Raw genomic sequence first — 17,773 nt, forward strand, 5'->3', positions numbered from 1 at the left:
CCTCCCCCACTTGGTCAAGGAGTCGCTCATGCCCTCCCCCACCAGGCGCGCCCTGCTCACCGGCGCCGCCGCCCTCACCGCCGCGACCGCCCTTCCCGCCACGGCCGCCTCGGCGGCGCCCGCCCGCGTACGTCTGACCCGCGAGGAACACCGTGTCGTCGTCATCGGATCCGGCTTCGGCGGCGGCGTCGCCGCTTTGCGGCTCGCGCAGGCCGGCGTCCCGGTGACCGTGCTCGAACGCGGCCGTCGCTGGCCGACCGGCCCGAACGCGGAGACCTTCCCCCGCGTCTCCGGGCTCGACAAGCGGGCCCTCTGGTACGGCACCCTGCCCGAAGCCGTCCGCCCGCTCGCCCGCCTGATCGGCACACCGCTCGGCTTCGCGCCCTACGCCGGCCTCCTCGAACCGGTGCTCGGGGAGAACATCCTGAGCGTGTGCGCGGCCGGTGTCGGCGGCGGCTCGCTCGTCTACCAGGGCATGACTCTCCAGCCCTCGGAATCCGTCTTCAACACCTGGCTGCCCGAAGGCCTCGACTACCGGCGCATGGACCGCGTCCACTATCCGCGCGTCGCCCGCATGCTCAAGGCTGCCACCGCCCCCGACCAACTGATCGACTCGCCCACGTACCACGCGTCGCGGATCTTCGGTGAACGGGTCCGCAAGGCCGGATACGGCCTGGAGAAGATCCCCATGCCGATCGACTGGGACTACGCCCTGGCCGAATTGCGCGGCGACATGAAGCCCTCGTACACGAACGGCGACTGCGCGCTCGGCGTCAACAACGGCGGCAAGCACTCCGTGGACGTGACGTACTTGAAGCAGGCCGAGGCGACCGGCAAGGTCACCGTCGCCACCCACCACAACGTCACCTCCGTGGCCCGTGCCGCCGACGGCCGCTGGGAGGTGCACGTGGACCGCACCGACGACTCCGGCACCGTGCTGGAGCAGAAGGTGCTCACCACCCGCGCCCTGATCATGGCGGCCGGCAGCGTCAACACCAGCAAGCTCCTGGTCCGCGCGGGCGCGACCGGCGCCGTCCCCGACCTGCCCGACGGCCTGGGCGAGGGCTGGGGGACCAACGGCGACCGTATCTACGCCTGGACCAGCCTCCAGGAGGACTTCGGCGGCGAACAGGGCGGCCCCGTCGTCTACGGATCCAAGGACTGGGCCGACCCGGCCACCGCGAACACCGTCATCCAGGCCTCCCTGCCGCCCCTGGGCCTCGACATCCGCACCACCATGCTGGTCGGCTTCGGCGTCAGCCCGGACCGCGGCCGGCTCCGGTACAACGCCACCACCGACTCCGTGTCCCTGCACTGGCCCAAGGACGGCGACGCCACGAGCTACCGCGCCATCCACCGGCGGGTCACGGAGATCTCCCAGGGCCTCGGCACCCTCATCGACACCAACTCCCTGGTCAACAGCACCTGGCACCCGCTGGGCGGCGCGCCGATGGGCACCGTGTGCGACCTGGAGGGACGCGTCCAGGGGCAGCGCGGCCTGTACGTCCTCGACGGCGCGCTCATCCCCGGCACCACCGGCGCCTGCAACCCCTCGATGACCATCGCCGCGGTGGCCGAGCGCGCCATGGACGGCATCACCGCCGAGGATGTCGGCACGGTCATCTGACCGCCCCGGCGCACGGCGCCGTGAAAGCAACGGCGCACCACCTCTCGGGAGTTCGCCGCGTCCCGATTGACCTGCACGATCCGCGCCGCACGCCCCGGACGCCGTAACATGTCCCGGTTGTCCGGCCCAGGCCGGACAACTTCGGGCAGTTCGGGGGCTCTTGGGTCGCGTCCGCCGGGCTGCCGTCGTCTCGACGTTGGGACCCGATGGACGCCACTCGCGCACACGACGAGCTCAGCCTGCTCGAAGCGGAGCTGACCGAACGGCTCGACGCTCCGGCGCACTTCTTCGCGAAGGGCGCCGCCGCCCCGCGCACCCTGGTCGACATCTTCGACGCGACCGTCCGTAATCATCCCGACGAGCCCGCCCTCGACGACGGCGTGCGCCGTCTGACGTACCGCGCTCTGGACGCCGAGGTCGACCGGCTGCGCCGCCGTCTGGCCGGGGCGGGAGTGGGGCGCGGCGACCGGGTCGGCGTGCGGGTGCCGTCGGGGACGAACGACCTGTACGTCGCGATTCTCGCCGTGCTCGCCGCGGGCGCCGCGTACGTACCGGTGGACGCCGAGGATCCCGACGAGCGGGCCGAACTCGTCTTCGGCGAGGCCGGAGTGCGGACCGTGATCGGGGCGGGGCACGCCTTCTCCGTCGCACAGCCCTCCGCCACCGGCGCCGGGCGGCCCGGCCTCGACGACGACGCGTGGATCATCTTCACGTCCGGGTCGACCGGCCGGCCCAAGGGCGTCGCCGTCAGCAACCGCGGCGCCGCGGCGTTCGTGGACGCGGAGGCCGCCCTCTTCCTCGCCGAGGACCCGATCGGGCCCGGCGACCGCGTCATGGCGGGCCTGTCCGTCGCGTTCGACGCGTCCTGCGAGGAGATGTGGCTGGCCTGGCGGCACGGCGCCTGCCTGGTGCCGGTGGAGCGCGCCCAGGTGCGCGGCGGCGCCGATCTCGGGCCCTGGCTGGCCGAGCAGGAGATCACCGTGATCTCCACGGTGCCGACGCTGGCCGCGCTGTGGGAGCCGGAGGCCCTCAACGACGTCCGGCTGCTGATCTTCGGCGGCGAGGCGTGCCCGCCCGAACTCGTCCAGCGGCTGGTCACCGAGGGCCGCGAGGTGTGGAACACGTACGGGCCCACCGAGGCCACCGTCGTCACCTGCGCCGCGCTGATGACCGGCGCCGAGCCGGTCCGCATCGGGCTGCCGCTCGCGGGTTGGGAGCTCGCCGTCGTCGACGAGGCCGACCGGCCCGTCCCGATGGGCGCCAGCGGTCAACTCGTCATCGGCGGCGTGGGATTGGCGCGCTATCTCGACCCGGTCAAGGACGCCGAGAAGTACGCGCCGCTGCCCGCCCTGGAGTGGGAGCGCGCCTATCGCAGCGGCGATCTGGTCAAGGCCGACCCCGAGGGTCTGGTCTTCCTCGGGCGCGGAGACGAGCAGATCAAGCTCGGCGGGCGGCGCATCGAGCTCGGCGAGGTCGACGCCGCGCTCCAGGCGCTGCCCGGTGTCGCGGGCGCGGCCTGCGCCGTGCGCACCGCGCGCGGCGGCAACCAGCTGCTCGTCGGCTACCTCGTCACTCAGGAGGGCTGGCAGCACGCGGCGGCCGTGGACAAGCTGCGGTCCGAACTGCCCGCCGCGCTCGTGCCGTTGCTCGCCCCCGTGGCCGAGCTGCCCACGCGCACCTCCGGCAAGGTCGACCGCGACGCGCTGCCGTGGCCGCTGCCCGACGTGGAGAGCGACGGTCCGGCCGAGCAGCTCTACGGCACCGAGGCCTGGCTCGCCGAGCAGTGGAGCGAGACGCTCGGCGTCCCCGTGACCGGCGCGCACGACAACTTCTTCGCCATCGGCGGCGGCAGTCTCGCCGCCGCGCAGCTGACCACCCGGCTGCGCACCCGCTATCCGCGCGCGGCCGTCATCGACGTCTACGAGCGTCCGGTCCTGCGCAAGCTGGCCCGCCGCCTGGAGAAATCGGCGCAGGACGACAGCGCGGAGCGCGTCATCATCCCCGTCCCGACCCGCGCCAAGCTCGTCCAACTGCTGCTCCTGATACCGCTGTTCACCCTGAACGGCCTGCGCTGGACGGTCACGCTCGCCGCGCTTGCCGACGTCCTGCACCGGTTCGGCGGCTACGCGTGGGCCCCCTCCGCCTCCTGGTGGCTGATCGCCCCGGCGGCGCTCGTCCTGTTCAGCCCGCCGGGCCGGCTCGCGCTCGCGGCAGGCGGCGCCCGGCTGCTGCTGCGCGGCGTAGCGCCCGGCACGTATCCGCGGGGCGGCAGCGTCCATCTGCGACTGTGGACCGCCGAACGCCTCGCCGAGCACAGCGGCGCGACATCCCTGACCGGGTCCTGGTTGCAGCGCTACGCCCGTGCGCTCGGCGCCCGCGTCGGCCCCGAGGTCGACCTGCACTCGCTGCCCCCGGTCACCGGTCTGCTCAAGCTCGGCCGCGGCTGCGCCGTCGAGAGCGAGGTCGACCTGTCGGGGCACTGGCTCGACGGCGACCGCCTGGAGATCGGCGCCGTGAAGGTCGGCGCCGGCGCCGTGGTCGGCACGCGGAGTGTGCTGTTCCCGGGTGCCCGGGTGGGCAAGCGCGCCGAGATCGCGCCGGGCTCCGCCGTCCAGGGCCACGTGCCGACGGGGCAGCGCTGGGCGGGCTCACCGGCGGTCAAGCTCGGCAAGGCCAAGCGGGAGTGGCCGGGGCAGCGGCCGCCGCGCACAGCGGGCTGGCGCGCGATGTACGGCGCCGCGGGCCTCGCCCTCACCCTGCTCCCGCTCCTGTCCGCCCTCCCGGCCCTGTTGGTCGCGCGCGCCTTCGTGCCCGCGGGCGCCGGCCTCGGCGAGGCCGTACGCGGCGGGTTGCTCGCCGTCGCCCCCGCGGCCCTCGCCTACGGACTCACGTACGCCGTGCTGATCCTGGCCGGTGTCCGCCTCGCCGGACGCGGTCTGACCGCCGGCACGTTCCCCGTGCACAGCCGGGCGGGCTGGCAGTCCTGGACCGTCACCCAGCTGATGGACCTGTCCCGGCAGACGCTGTTCCCCCTGTACGCGGGGCTCGTCACGCCCGTGTGGATGCGGCTGCTCGGCATGCGGGTGGGCCGGGACGCCGAGGTGTCCACGGTTCTCGCGCTGCCCGGCCTCACCACGGTCGGCGACGGCGCGTTCCTCGCCGATGACACGCTGACCGCGCCGTACGAACTCGGCGGTGGCTGGGTGCGGATCGGGCATGCCCGGATCGGCCGCCGGGCGTTCCTCGGCAACTCGGGCATGACGGCGCCCGGCCGTTCGGTGCCGGACGACGGTCTGGTGGGCGTTCTGTCGGCCACCCCGAAGAAGGCCAAGCAGGGCAGTTCCTACCTCGGTCTGCCGCCGGTCCGGCTGCCGCGTCCCGCCACCGGGGCCGATCCGAGCCGCACGTACACACCGCCGGTTCGGCTGCGCTGGGCGCGCGCCGTGGTCGAACTGGGTCGTCTCGTCCCGGTGTTCTGCTCGGCCGCCCTTGTCGTCCTGGTCCTCGGCGCGCTGGCCGCCGTCGCGGCGGCGCGCGGCCTGTGGGCGGCAGCGCTCGTGAGCGGCCCGGTCCTGCTGGCCGCGGGCGTCCTCGCGTGCGCGGTGTCGATCGTGGCCAAGTGGCTGCTGGTCGGCCGCCATCGCACCGGTGAGCACCCGCTGTGGTGCGGTTTCGTGTGGCGGGGTGAACTGGCCGACACGTTCGTGGAGATGCTCGCTGTGCCGTGGCTCGCCGGCTCGGTGCCCGGCACCCCGGTCCTGACCGCCTGGCTGCGCGGGCTCGGCGCGCACATCGGGGCGGGCGTGTGGTGCGAGAGCTACTGGCTTCCGGAGACCGATCTGGTCACCCTGGAGACCGGGGCGACGGTGAACCGGGGCTGCGTCCTGCAGACGCACCTCTTCCACGACCGGATCTTGCGGACGGATACTGTGACCCTTCGCGAGGGCGCCACGCTGGGTCCTGGCGGAATCGTGCTGCCGGGCAGCGAGGTCGGCCGCAGGAGCACTCTGGGGCCCGCGTCTCTGGTGATGGCCGGCGAGTCGGTGCCGCCGGGCAGCCGGTGGCTGGGCAACCCGATAGAGGCCTGGCGCCCGTGAACCGGCGTGCTCCCCTCGCGCGTTGGACATGCCGTAGGAGTACCAGGAGTACGGGGACAGGGAGCGGACTAGGCGTGAACGGGCAGCACTACGGTCAGCACCACGGCGGCCAGCACTACGGGCAGCTCAAGTTGGACCCCTACTTCCCGGCCAATGGGGACTCCCGCTTCCGGGTGCACCGCTACGAACTCGATCTGGACTACCGGCCCGAGCCGAACCGGCTGGCGGGCACGGCCCGGCTCAGCGCCATCGTGAGCCGCGCCGAACTGGACGAGTTCCAGCTGAACTTCGCCGACTTCCGTATCGGCCGGGTCCGGGTCGACGGCCGCCCCGCGCACTACACACTGCGCGGCGGCCGGCTGCGGATCCGGCCGGCGAAGCCACTGGCCGCGAGCGCCGCGTTCACCGTCGAGGTGCACTACTCCGGGAACCCCAAGCCGGTGAAGAGCTCCTGGGGCGGCCTGGGTTGGGAGGAGCTGACCGACGGCGCGCTCGTCGCCAGCCAGCCGGTCGGCGCCCCCTCGTGGTACCCGTGCAACGACCACCCCGCCGACAAGGCCGCGTACCAGGTCTCGCTGACCACCCCGTCCGCGTACCAGGTGGTGATCGGCGGCCGGCTCCTCACCCGTACGACCAGGGCCTCGACCACGACCTGGCTGTACGAACAACCCGCGCCCACTTCAAGCTACTTGGTCGGTCTGGCCATCGGCAGATACCAGACGGCTCTGCTCGGCGATCCGGGTCTCGACGGGGTTCCGCAGACCGGCCACTTCCCGGCCCACCTGCTCACCGACTTCTCCCGCGACTTCGCGCGCCAGCCGCAGATGATGGCCCTGTTCCAGGAGCTCTTCGGCCCCTACCCCTTCGGCGAGTACGCGGTCGTGGTCGCCGACGAGGAACTCGACGTGCCCGTGGAGGCGCAGGGCCTGTCGCTGTTCGGCATCAACCACGTGGACGGCGCCCGCGGTGCGGAGCGGCTCATCGCCCACGAGCTGGCCCACCAGTGGTTCGGCAACAGCGTCACCGTCGCCGACTGGCAGCACATCTGGCTCAACGAGGGGCTCGCCAAGTACGCGGAGTGGCTCTGGTGCGAGCGCTCGGGCGGCCGCGGCGCCCAGGACCTGGCCGCCGCGGCCCACCGTCTGCTCTCCGGCCTCCCCGAGAACCTGTCGCTCGCCGACCCCGGCCGCAAGCACATGTTCGACGACCGCCTCTACGAGCGCGGCGCCCTGGCGATCCACGCGCTGCGCTGCGCACTCGGCGACGAGACGTTCTTCCAGGCCCTGCGCTCCTGGACGGACCTGCACCGGCACGGCATCGTCACGACCGAGATGTTCGCCGCACACCTGGAACGGTTCGCGCGACATCCGGTCGACGAGGTGTTCCGGGCATGGGTGCACGAGACGGCGCTGCCGGAGGTGCCGGTTCCTGTGGCCCGAGATCGTTGATGATCAGACGTGCGGGATGGGCCGGTAGACGAGTTCCTGGATGTGGCTGTCGAGCGTCCGGTGTTCGAGAAGCTCCAGGTCGAAGTCGGCCGCGCCCCGGAAGATCGGGTCGAGCCCGGTCCGCCCGGTGATCACCGGGAAGAGCGTCACCTGGACGCGGTCCACCAGGCCGGCGGCCATCAGCGCGCGGTTCATGGACAGACTGCCGTGCGAGCGCAACGGCACGGGGGACTCCTCCTTCAGTCGCGCGACGACATCGACGGCGTCGCCCCGCGCGACGGTCGCGTCCGCCCAGTCGAGCGGCCCTTGCAGAGTGGTCGACACGACCGTGGCCGGCAGACTCGTCATCCGCGTCACCCAGGGGTCGCGCACATCCGACTCCTCGGTACTCGACGCCAGCATCCGCGCGAACGCCCGGTACGTGTTGGCTCCGAAGACCATCCGCTGCTCCTCGCGGTACAGGGCGAGGCGGTGATCGAGAAGCTCGGGCCCCTGCTTCCCCCAGTAGCCGGTCCAGCTGCCGCCGTCGGCGGCGCCGAAGCCGTCGAGGCTGGAGAAGACGTCGAATGTGTAGGAAGCAGTCATGATGCCCTCCGCGTCTGCGATGGATCGCGCGTCGGAAGTACGGACCGGGGTTCACGCCGGAATTCATCGCCCGTACCAAGGCGGCACAGAGTTCCCTTGCCGAGGCAGCACACGGTCAGGGAGCCAGCTCCCGCTCCGCCTCGGCCGCGCGCTCGACGACGGTGGCGCGCTGCTCCGCCGTGAAGAGGCCGGCGGTGACCCACCGGTCCGCGGTCCGCTCCACCCGGCGGACGAAGTCGCGGTGCCCGGCGAACGGCGCGCCGTCCCACACCACGTCGAGGAAGGTCAGGCCCTCGTCGCCGGGTGAGGTGACGCCCTCGACCGGCACGTCGTAGTCCGGCAGGTTGTCGTCGCGCTTGCGGTTGGGCACGCCGGTGCCCAGGGATCCGAAGACCACCTCGGGTTCGACGCGCTTGAAGTAGGCGGACTGGGGCTGCCGGTCGCCGACGTAGTGCGGGCGCAGTGTGCGTTTGCCGACGGAGAGGGTCTGGCCGCGGCCCGGGGTGATCGCCGAGCGGGCGTAGTCCCCGTCCCGCTTGAGGTGTTGATAGAGCGTCAGCTCCTGGGACTCGCCCTTCGCCACCTCTCCGAGTACCGGCATCATCAGCGGGCCCCAGAAGACCGACTGGATCTCCGGACGGTCGAGGGCGCGCTCGATGCGGACGGTGAACGGCATCGAGACCTCGACGGTGTCGCCGGGGCGCCAGTCGCGGTCGATGGTGAGGTAGCTGCCCGGCTTCGGGCGCGGGCCGGTGAGGCGGCGCCCGTTGACCGAGACCGCGAAGCCGTCCCGGGTGTCGGCCACCCAGCCGGGGACGCGCAGCTTGAGGGCGAGCCGGCCGCGCCCGTCGACCTTCAGCGTGCTGCTCTGTTCGCGCGGGAAGCCGGTCTTCTGCGTGACCGTGAAGTCCCGCTCCCGCCAGCGCAGGGTGGAGGGGATGTACAGGTTGACCCACAGGGTCTTGTCGTCGGCGGAGCGGAAGTACACCGTCTCCTGGTACTTGGTGCCGCCTTCGAGGCCGCTGCCGCCGCAGCAGGTACCGGTGTTGTCGTACTCGCGGGCCGCGCCCGGGGTCAGCGGCTGGAAGTAGGCGAGCTGCGGATCGTCCGTCCGGTCCGTGTCGGCGCGCTGCCCGAGCACCATGTTGACCAGACCGCGCTCGTAGTAGTCCATGTAGGCCGGGTCCGGGTCGAGGGTGAAGAGATTGCGCGCCAGCTTGAGCAGGTTGTACGTGGTGCAGGACTCGGCGCCGTCGCCCGCTATGGCGTTGGCGATGTTGTCGCGGTTCTGGAACAGCTCCGGGTTGGTGTTGCTGCCGGGCACGGTCCCGCTGGTGCCGCCGTGGGCGAACATCCGGTGCGGGACGACCATGCCGAAGAAATTCTCCGCCGCGCGCCGGTAGTCGTCGTCCCGGTTCTGCTCGAAGACCCGTAGATAGCCGACGAAGTTGGGGACGTGCGTGTTGGCGTGCAAATGGTTCGGGCGTCTGCGGCCGGGGCGGTTCTCGTCGGTGGTGACGAGGATGTCGCGGTCCTCGACGCAGGCCTGGAAGAGGGATTCGCGGCTGTCGAAGAGCCGGGCGGTCTCCAGGTGGCGGGCGTCGCCGGTGAGTGCGTGGATCTCGGCGAGGACCTCGTTGGCGCCGCCGTACTCCCCCGCGATGTAGGTGTCCCACAGGTAGTTGAGGTCGTCGCGGGTGAGCGGGCCCTCGTAGTCGGGGTGCTCGATGTCGCCGAGCGTCAGGGCCAGGTGGGCCCAGTCCGCCATCCCCTTGACGATCTCGAAGGCCTGCTCGTTGCCGGTGAGGATGTACGCGTCGAGCAGCCCGCGCAGGATCTTGTGCTGGGTGTACCAGGGCGCCCAGGTGTTGGTGTCCAGGTCGCCGCCGTACACGGCGAACCGGGGCGGGCCCGCGCGCAGCACGGTGTCCTCGGGCAGCGCGCCCAGGTAGCCCGGATGCACCGTCTTGCCCTTCAACGCGTCCTGGCAGGCGGCGAGTTCGCGCACCATTCGGTCGAGCTTGTCCTTGTAGACCTGTTCGCCCTGGTCGACGTGGGACTGGGCGAGGGCGGTGAGGTAGTGGCCGGCCCAGTGGCCGCTGAGCAGGCCGCCGTCCTCCCAGCCACCGGGGACCTCGACGCCGGGCGGGTTCGGCCGGCCCGCGGCCTTGTTGAACAGCACGAGGAAGCGCCGCTCGTCGTAGGCGCGGATGAAGGCCTTCACCCTGTCGCGCTTCTCCTGGAACAGGCCCTTGCCCAACGTCACTTCGTTCAGCCGGAAGGGCCGGACGGGCGCCGTGCTGCCCGCGCCGACGTACGGCGGGAGGTCCTTCGCGAGCGCGGGCGCGTGCGGCGCGCCGGTGCCGGGCGCGGCCGCCTGGGCGGCCGTCGGCCAGGACCCGGCCGCCACGACAGCGGTGCCGACGGCTGAGGCGGCCATGAAGTCACGCCGTCGGATGGACCGGCCACCGAATGTCGTCATGCCCCTCCCCTTTCACGGGAGTTACGGCTTTGTCCGAGGTACCGGACAGCCTTTGACCTACCGAACACTCCTGAGCGGCCCCAAGATCTCACGCAGAGTGGATCGCCCGTCAACACCTCTGCACGCCGAGCGCGGCCACTCCCCATCGATTTCCGGCCCTGGCCGACAATCGCCGACGCGACGGTTCGCTCGCGAATGACCTTTATGCGAGGTGACCGCGCCTTTTCGGGCTCAAACAATCTTGGAACGGAGAGACGCTGGCCAGAGCGGCTCTCCGCCTCGACTCCAGCCCTGTATACGAACTTTGCAGGCATGAGTCCGCGCACTCTTGGACAGCGATCCGCTCAGACCGTGCGGCTCCCGAGTCCTGGAGCTCTGTGCCGTCTTGGGCTGCCGCGCCAGGGCAAGATTCCTCATAGCTGAAGGGTTCCCCATCATCGTGCAACCGGCCCAAGAGTTCGGCGACAACCCTGTCGAAGTACGCGAAACCGGGCATTACACGGAGGAGTACGTCCCCAGCTTTGTCGAGAAATGGGACTCCCTCATCGATTGGGAGAAGAGGGCGGAGAGCGAAGGCAATTTCTTCATCGACCTGCTGCGCAAATGGGGGGTGAAGAGCGTGCTCGACGTCGCGACGGGCACGGGATTTCACTCCGTGGCGCTCCTGTCCGCAGGGTTCGAAACGGTCAGCGCGGACGGCAGCGCGGAGATGCTGGCGAGGGCCTTCGAGAACGGACAGAAGCAGGGCGGGCACATACTGCGGGTCGTTCAGGCGGACTGGCGATGGCTCAACAGAGACGTCCACGGGGAGTACGACGCGATCGTCTGTCTCGGCAACTCCTTCACGCACCTCTTCTCGGAACGTGACCGGCGCAAGGCGCTGGCCGAGTTCTACGCGATGCTCAAGCACGACGGAATTCTCATCCTGGATCAGCGCAATTACGACGCGATGCTGGATGACGGGTACACGAGCAAGCACCGCTACTACTACTGCGGTGAGGACGTCGCCGTGGAACCGGAGTACGTCGACGAGGGCCTCTGCCGCATGCGGTACAGCTTCTCGGACGACTCGATGTACTACCTCAACATGTTCCCGCTGCGAAAGGACTACACGCGGCGGCTGATGTCCGACGTCGGTTTCCAGCGCATCGAGACCTACGGCGACTTCCAGCACACCTACCGGCGTGAGCAGCCGGACTTCTTCGTCCATGTCGCGGAGAAGGAGTACAAGGCGGAGGGAGAGGAGCAGTACAAGGGCGCGGTCGGCACCGCCCGCAGCTACTACAACTCACCCGACGCGGACACCTTCTACGCCACGGTGTGGGGCGGCGAGGACATCCACATCGGCCTGTACGAGAGCCCGCAGGAACCCATCGCGCAGGCCAGCCGGCGGACCGTCGAACAGATGGCGTCGAAGCTCGAGCTGACGCGGGACTCCGTGGTGCTCGACCTCGGCTCCGGCTTCGGCGGTTCGGCACGGTACCTGGCCGAGACGTACGGCTGCCGGGTCCTGGCCCTCAACCTCAGCGAAGTGGAGAACCAGCGCCACAAGGAGCTGAACGCGGCCCGCGGGCTCACCGACAGGATCGAGGTCGTGGACGGGTCCTTCGAGGACATCCCGTACCCGGACGACCAGGTCGATGTCGTCTGGTCCCAGGACGCCTTCCTGCACAGCGGGAACCGGGTCCAGGTCCTCAAGGAGATCGCCCGGGTGCTGCGGCCCGGCGGCCATCTCATCTTCACCGACCCGATGGCGGCGACGGAGGGCGGCCGCACCGACGTGCTGCAGCCGATCCTCGACCGGATCCACCTGGACGACATGGGCTCGCCCGGCTTTTACACACGCGAGCTGGGCCGGCTCGGATTCACCGCCGTCGACGGTGGTTTCGAGGAGCACCGCGAGCAGTTGGTGAACCACTACGCGCGGGTCCTCGAGGAGACCGAGCGCCAGGAGGAGGAGGGGCTGGCCAGAAAGATCAGCCACGACTACCTCACCCAGATGAAGGCGGGGCTCGGCCATTGGGTCGACGGCGGCCGCGACGCCCACCTCACCTGGGGCATCTTCCACTTCAGTCTCGGTGCCGATGACTGAGCGGCACGACTGAGCGGGAGAGCCGAGCGACATTCCATCGGCCGGCCCCGAGAGCGCCACGGGACCGGCCGGTCGGGCTCGGCATAGCCTTGATCCCCAACGGCCGCGCGGCCGAAAGACGTTGGAGGGAGACAGGCATGCAGACACTGTTCCAGGGCGGTCGCGTCGTCGATCCGGCCGGCGGGTTCGACGGCAGGGCCGATGTGCTCGTGGCCGACGGGAAGATCGCCGCCGTCGGCCCCGCCCTCGCACCTCCGCCGGACGCGGAGCCCGTCGATGCCACGGGACTCCTCATCGGGCCCGGCTTCGTCGACCTGCACAGCCACGTCCACTCCATCGCCGGGCACCGGTTGCAGGCGATGGACGGTGTGACCACCGCGCTCGACCTGGAGGCCGGGCTCATGCCGGTCGAGCGGGCCTACGCGGAGGCCGCGGCCGCCGGCCGGCCGCTCCATTTCGGCTTCTCCGCCTCCTGGGCCGGCGCGCGGGCCCAGGTACTCGCCGACATCGCCCCCGACGCCAGGATCACGTCCAGCCTGGCCGTCCTCGGCAACCCGCGCTGGCAACGGTCCTCGTCCCCGCGCGAGTTGGCGTCCTGGCTGTCCCTCCTGGAGAACGAACTGTCCGCGGGCGCACTCGGGATCGGCGTCCTGATGGGCTACGCACCCACCACCGAGCCCGCCGAATTCCAGGCGGTGGCACGGCTCGCCGCGAAGGCCGGCGCGCCCACGTTCACCCACGTCAGGGAACTGGTCGAAATGGATCCGACCATCCCCGTCGACGGCTCGACGGAGATCGCGATCGCGGCGGCAGAGACCGGCGCGGCGATGCACCACTGCCACGTCAACAGCACCTCCGGACACCACGTCGACCGGGTCCTCAACACCCTTGAGGAATCACGGCAGTCGGGCTCGCGCGTCACGGTGGAGGCCTATCCGTACGGTGCGGGCAGCACAGCCGTCGGCGCCGCCTTCATCGCCCCGGAACGGCTGCGCCTGAAGGGCCTGGGACCGAGCAGCGTCGTCATGGTCGAGACCGGGGAGCGGATCGCGGACGCGGCCCGCCTGGAGCAGCTGCGGGCCCAGGACCCCGGCGCGCCCTGCCTCCTGGAGTTCCTCGACGAGGACAACCCGCGCGACCTGGCCCTGCTGCGCCAGGCACTCGCCTTCCCCGACGCCGTCGTCGCCAGCGACGCGATGCCGGTCTTCTGGCCGGACGGCAGCCACGACAGCGCCCACTGGCCCCTGCCGCCCGGCGGCACGACCCACCCGCGCACCGCGGGCACCTTCGCCAAGACACTGCGCCTGATGGTGCGGGAGACCGGGGCGTGGACGTGGCTGGAGGCCTTCCGCCGCTGCTCCTACCTCCCGGCGCGCATCCTCGACGACGTGGCACCCGCCGCCCGCACCAAGGGGCACCTCGGCGTGGGCGCCGACGCCGACCTCGTGGTCCTGGACCCGGCCGCGGTGACCGACACCGCCACGTACGCCGATCCCACCCGCCCCTCGCTCGGCGTCCGGCATCTGTACGTGGCCGGGGTACCGGTCGTCTCGGACGGCGCCCTGCGGACGGACGCGCTTCCCGGGCGGCCGTTGCGAGGCGCCGTCGCCTGACACGGCTGTGGGGCCTTTGCCCTGGTCATGTCGTCGGGGCGGCTGTGACAGAACGAAGACACCCTGGAGGACTGCCTGTGACTCGGTGCGGGATACAAATACTTCAGACCGCACACACCGCGCCACCTTCGGGGAGACACCATGAAGTACACCCGCATCTCCGCCTTCGCCGCCCTCGGCGTCGCCGCCACCCTTTCGCTCACCGCCTGCGGCGGCGGTGACTCCGGCACGGACGCCGCCGCCAAGGACTCCTCGTCCGCGTCCACTTCGTCGTCCTCGTCCTCGGACAGCGGCTCGAAGTCGGAGGGCGGCTCGGAGGCCGGCGACGCGAAGTCGGGCTCCGGCAGCGACACCGAGGTCCAGGCCGGCGCCGCGAACAGCGGGACGAAGTCCGCCGGCAAGTCCACGTTCTGCAAGACGGAGGACCTGGCCATCAACGCCGTGGACGCGGCGCCGGACAAGACCTCGGGCCGGATCAACATCAGCATGGTCAACCGGGGTTCGACGACCTGCTCGGCGACGGGCTTCGCGGGCGTCGACATCAAGGACGCCGACAACACCTCGAGCCCCATCGAGCGCGGCCACGCCCAGCCGCGTGTCACCACCCTCAAGCCCGGCGACTCCGCGGTCTTCGACCTCGCCTACGACATCGACAGCTCCGGCGAGAGCCTCACGTCCCCGACCAAGATCCTGGTCACGCCCCCGAACGAGACCCACTCCGTAACCCTGGACTGGCCCGCCGGCGCGGGAGACATCAAGGGCGCCTACACCGACGTGCAGGTCTACCCCACGCACACCACCAAGTAGGACCACCCGGCAACCGGCCGAGGAGCGCTGGGCTCTTCGGCCGCCACGGGCCGGACCCAATCGGGCCACATCCCGGCCCCACTGAAATATGATCACGCCATGCCCGACATGACCGAGACAACGCCCGGATGGCTGGCCTCAGACGAGCTGGAGCTGGTCCGTTCCCGTATGCCGATCCTCTACGTCGAAGCCGTGCCGGTGCGCGTCGCGGACAACGGCGAGGTGACCAGCGTCGGACTGCTGCTCCGCATCGGCCCCGACGGCAACGTCAGCCGCACCCTGGTCTCCGGCCGCGTACTGCACCACGAACGCGTCCGCGACGCCCTTCTGCGCCACCTCGAAAAGGACCTCGGCCCGGTGGCGCTGCCCCGGGTGTCCGCCTCGCTGCAACCCTTCACCGTCGCCGAGTACTTCCCCACGCAGGGCGTCACGCCGTTCCACGACCCACGCCAGCACGCGGTCTCGCTCGCCTACATCGTCCCGGTGGCCGGGGACTGCCAGCCCCGCCAGGACGCGCTCGACCTGGTCTGGTTCAGCCCCGAGGACGCTGTCTCGGAAGCCATGCAGAGCGAGATGCCCGGCGGCCACGGCGCCCTCCTCAAACAGGCCCTCGCCCACGCCGGCCTCGGCCTCTGACCGACGTCCGACGCCGACTTGTTCCGAAACGCCAGGACTCGTAGCACCATTGGCTGACTCATCGCGCCCACGAGCCCGCGCCCCCGAGGGAGAAGTCATGACACGAGCGTCCGCAGCGCAGGACTGGATCACGGAGCATCTGCCCAAGCTGATCGCCGTGCACAAGGTGCCGGGCGCCCAGGTCGCCGTGCTGGTGGACGACGAGGTGGTGGACGCGGCCGCCGGTGTGGTGAACAGGGCCACCGGGGTGCCCGTCACCCCGGACGCGGTCTTCCAGATCGGGTCGATCACCAAGGTCTGGACGGCGACCCTGATCCAGCAGCTGGCGAACGAGGGCCTCCTCGACCTGGACCGCCCGGTGCGGCAGTACCTGCCGGAGTTCACCCTGGCCGACGAGCAGGCCGCCGCCACCGTCACCGTCCGCCAACTGCTCTGCCACACCTCGGGTATCGAGGGCGACCGGTTCACCGACACGGGCGCGAACGACGACGCGGTCGAGCGCTATCTGCCCACCCTGGCCGACGCCGAGCAGCTGTACCCGCCGGGCGAACAGTTCTCGTACTGCAACAGCGGCTACGTCGTCCTCGGCCGCCTCGTCGAGGTGCTGCGCGGGCAGACCTTCAACGCGGCGCTGCGCGAACACCTGGTGACGCCCCTCGGCCTCGCCCACGTGGCGACCCATGTCGGCGAGGCCATCCTGGAACTCCCGGCCATCGGCCACCTCGGCCCCGACCCGCAGCCGGCACCGGTCTACGGGCTACCGCCCTCCACCGCCCCGGCCGGCGCGGCGCTGGCGATGCCGGCGCGCACCCTGCTCGGGTTCGCTCAACACCACCTGGGCGAGGGCGCGTTCGACGTGATGCGCGAGACGCAGGTGAGCGTGCCGCCCCTGGGTGCGCTGGGTGACCGCTGGGGGCTCGGCTGGATGCTCTTCGACCAGCCTGAACATTCCATGATCGGCCACGACGGCGGCACGATCGGGCAGTACGCGTTCCTGCGGATCGTGCCGGAGGCGGGCGTCGCAGTCGCCGTACTCACCAACGGCGGCGACGCGGCGGCGCTCTTCCAAGAGGTCGCCGGTCACCTCCTCGGCGAACTCGCCGGCGCCCGGCTGCCGGCCCTGCCCCGGCCCCCCGAGAAGCCGGCACCGGTCGACGCGCACCGCGCCACCGGCACCTACCGCTCCACGCTGCTCGACTTCGACCTCACCGTCCACGACGACGGCAGCACGTCCCTGACCACCACGCCGCGCACCGGCGAGGCCAGGATGCTGCTCGGCGAGGACAGCGTCACCCAGCGGCTGGTGGGCCTCGGCCCCGACCGGCTGATTTCCGTAGAAGAACGCGCGGGGCGGCACGAGGTGTTCGTCCTGGTCGGCAAGGACGCGGACGGGCGGGCGCGGTACCTCCACAACAGCCGGGCGGCGGCGCGCCTCACGGGCTGACCGGCCGGTCGGCGCGCCTCACACGCTCCGCTCCTCCAGCCGGTGCGGGTCGGCCGGATAGACGCCGAGTACGCGGACCTCGGACGAGAAGAAGTGCAGTTCCTGCAGGGCGAGCGCGACGCGTGGTTCGTCGGGGTGGCCCTCGATCTCGACGTAGAAGCAGCTCGGGTTGAGGCCCGCGCCCAGCTGATAGCTCTCGATCTTGGTGAGGTTCACCGCGCTGCTGGCGAACCCGCCGAGGGCCTTGTACAGGGCGCTCGGGATGTTCCGTACGGCGAAGAACAGGCTCGTCATGGTCGGCCCGCCCGCCACGGGCGCGAAATCGGCGTCACGGGACAGGACGACGAAACGTGTGGTGTTGTCCGGGTCGTCCTCGACGCCCGCCTGCAGCACCTCCAGGCCGTAGTGCCCGGCAGCGGCCGGCGGGGCCAGCGCCGCGTGCCGCGGGTCGTCCAGTTCGGCCACCTCGCGGGCCGCTCCCGCGGTGTCGTCGCTGACACGCGTACGCCAGCCGCCCGCGCGCACGACCTTCCGGCACTGTCCGAGCGCGTGCACATGGCTGCGGACACACTCCACTTGGCCGAGCGACGCCCCGGGCACCCCCATGAGGTCGAAGCGGATGGCGAGAAAGTACTCGCCGGTCACGAACAGGCCCGACTCCGGGAGCAGATGGTGCACATCGGCGACGCGGCCGGCCGTGGAGTTGTCCACGGGGATCACCGCCAGGTCCGCGGCGCCCGTCGTCACGGCGTCCAGCGCCTGCTCGAAGCCGACACAGGGCACTTCCGTGCACCCCGGGAACAGCCTCTGGGCGACGGTCGCCGAGTTGGAGGCGTACTCGCCTTGATACGCGATGCTGGTCACAGGGTGTCACTTTCGGTGCGGAGGCCGTTGCCGTCGATCAGTGGGATCTATGGGGTCTACAGGAGATCCAACACTGTC

The 17,773-nt window shown here is 71.1% G+C and carries 11 protein-coding genes; 8 read left to right on the top strand and 3 right to left on the bottom strand.

The window, feature by feature from the left end; all coding sequences use genetic code 11:
* Positions 1-28 precede the first annotated feature (28 nt).
* The 3 genes from ACIRHA_RS35835 to ACIRHA_RS35845 all read left to right on the top strand — a co-directional run bounded on the left by ACIRHA_RS35835 (position 29) and on the right by ACIRHA_RS35845 (position 7,172).
* Positions 29-1,627 (top strand): GMC oxidoreductase, encoded by a 1,599-nt coding sequence (locus tag ACIRHA_RS35835; protein ID WP_403854589.1) that lies wholly within the window; start codon positions 29-31, stop codon positions 1,625-1,627.
* A 206-nt stretch (positions 1,628-1,833) separates the two neighbouring features.
* Positions 1,834-5,724, top strand: a complete 3,891-nt coding sequence (locus ACIRHA_RS35840) for a Pls/PosA family non-ribosomal peptide synthetase (RefSeq protein ID WP_403854592.1) — start codon at positions 1,834-1,836, stop codon at positions 5,722-5,724.
* A 74-nt stretch (positions 5,725-5,798) separates the two neighbouring features.
* Positions 5,799-7,172 carry a M1 family metallopeptidase gene (locus ACIRHA_RS35845; RefSeq protein WP_403854595.1) on the top strand — a complete coding sequence of 458 codons (1,374 nt, stop codon included), beginning with the start codon at positions 5,799-5,801 and terminating at the stop codon, positions 7,170-7,172.
* Positions 7,173-7,175: 3 nt separating this feature from the next.
* Here ACIRHA_RS35845 and ACIRHA_RS35850 read toward each other — a convergent pair whose 3' ends face one another.
* Together ACIRHA_RS35850 and ACIRHA_RS35855 are read right to left on the bottom strand one after the other, a co-directional pair.
* Positions 7,176-7,757, bottom strand: a complete 582-nt coding sequence (locus ACIRHA_RS35850; RefSeq protein WP_403854598.1) for a dihydrofolate reductase family protein — start codon at positions 7,755-7,757, stop codon at positions 7,176-7,178.
* Between the two features lie 115 nt (positions 7,758-7,872).
* Positions 7,873-10,239, bottom strand: coding sequence for a beta-L-arabinofuranosidase domain-containing protein (locus tag ACIRHA_RS35855; RefSeq protein ID WP_403854601.1), 2,367 nt, complete (start codon positions 10,237-10,239; stop codon positions 7,873-7,875).
* Positions 10,240-10,678: 439 nt separating this feature from the next.
* On the opposite strand from ACIRHA_RS35855, the gene ACIRHA_RS35860 reads away from it, so the two are divergent.
* The 5 genes from ACIRHA_RS35860 (at position 10,679) to ACIRHA_RS35880 (ending at position 16,831) form a co-directional block, all read left to right on the top strand.
* A complete protein-coding gene (locus tag ACIRHA_RS35860; protein WP_403854604.1) occupies positions 10,679-12,331 on the top strand; it encodes a methyltransferase domain-containing protein in 1,653 nt (550 codons plus the stop codon).
* Positions 12,332-12,468: 137 nt separating this feature from the next.
* Positions 12,469-13,944, top strand: coding sequence for an amidohydrolase family protein (locus ACIRHA_RS35865; protein WP_403854607.1), 1,476 nt, complete (start codon positions 12,469-12,471; stop codon positions 13,942-13,944).
* A 141-nt stretch (positions 13,945-14,085) separates the two neighbouring features.
* Positions 14,086-14,751 carry a DUF4232 domain-containing protein gene (locus ACIRHA_RS35870; protein ID WP_403854609.1) on the top strand — a complete coding sequence of 222 codons (666 nt, stop codon included), beginning with the start codon at positions 14,086-14,088 and terminating at the stop codon, positions 14,749-14,751.
* A 108-nt stretch (positions 14,752-14,859) separates the two neighbouring features.
* Positions 14,860-15,387, top strand: coding sequence for an NUDIX hydrolase family protein (locus tag ACIRHA_RS35875; protein ID WP_403854952.1), 528 nt, complete (start codon positions 14,860-14,862; stop codon positions 15,385-15,387).
* Positions 15,388-15,484: 97 nt separating this feature from the next.
* On the top strand, positions 15,485-16,831 hold the full coding sequence (locus ACIRHA_RS35880) for a serine hydrolase domain-containing protein (protein ID WP_403854612.1): 1,347 nt from the start codon (positions 15,485-15,487) through the stop codon (positions 16,829-16,831).
* 18 nt (positions 16,832-16,849) lie between these two features.
* On the opposite strand, the gene ACIRHA_RS35885 is transcribed toward ACIRHA_RS35880, so the two are convergent.
* Positions 16,850-17,695, bottom strand: a complete 846-nt coding sequence (locus ACIRHA_RS35885) for a prephenate dehydratase (protein ID WP_403854615.1) — start codon at positions 17,693-17,695, stop codon at positions 16,850-16,852.
* Positions 17,696-17,773 lie beyond the last annotated feature (78 nt).

Source organism: Streptomyces sp. NPDC102360 (assembly GCF_044766085.1).
Lineage (GTDB): Bacteria > Actinomycetota > Actinomycetes > Streptomycetales > Streptomycetaceae > Streptomyces.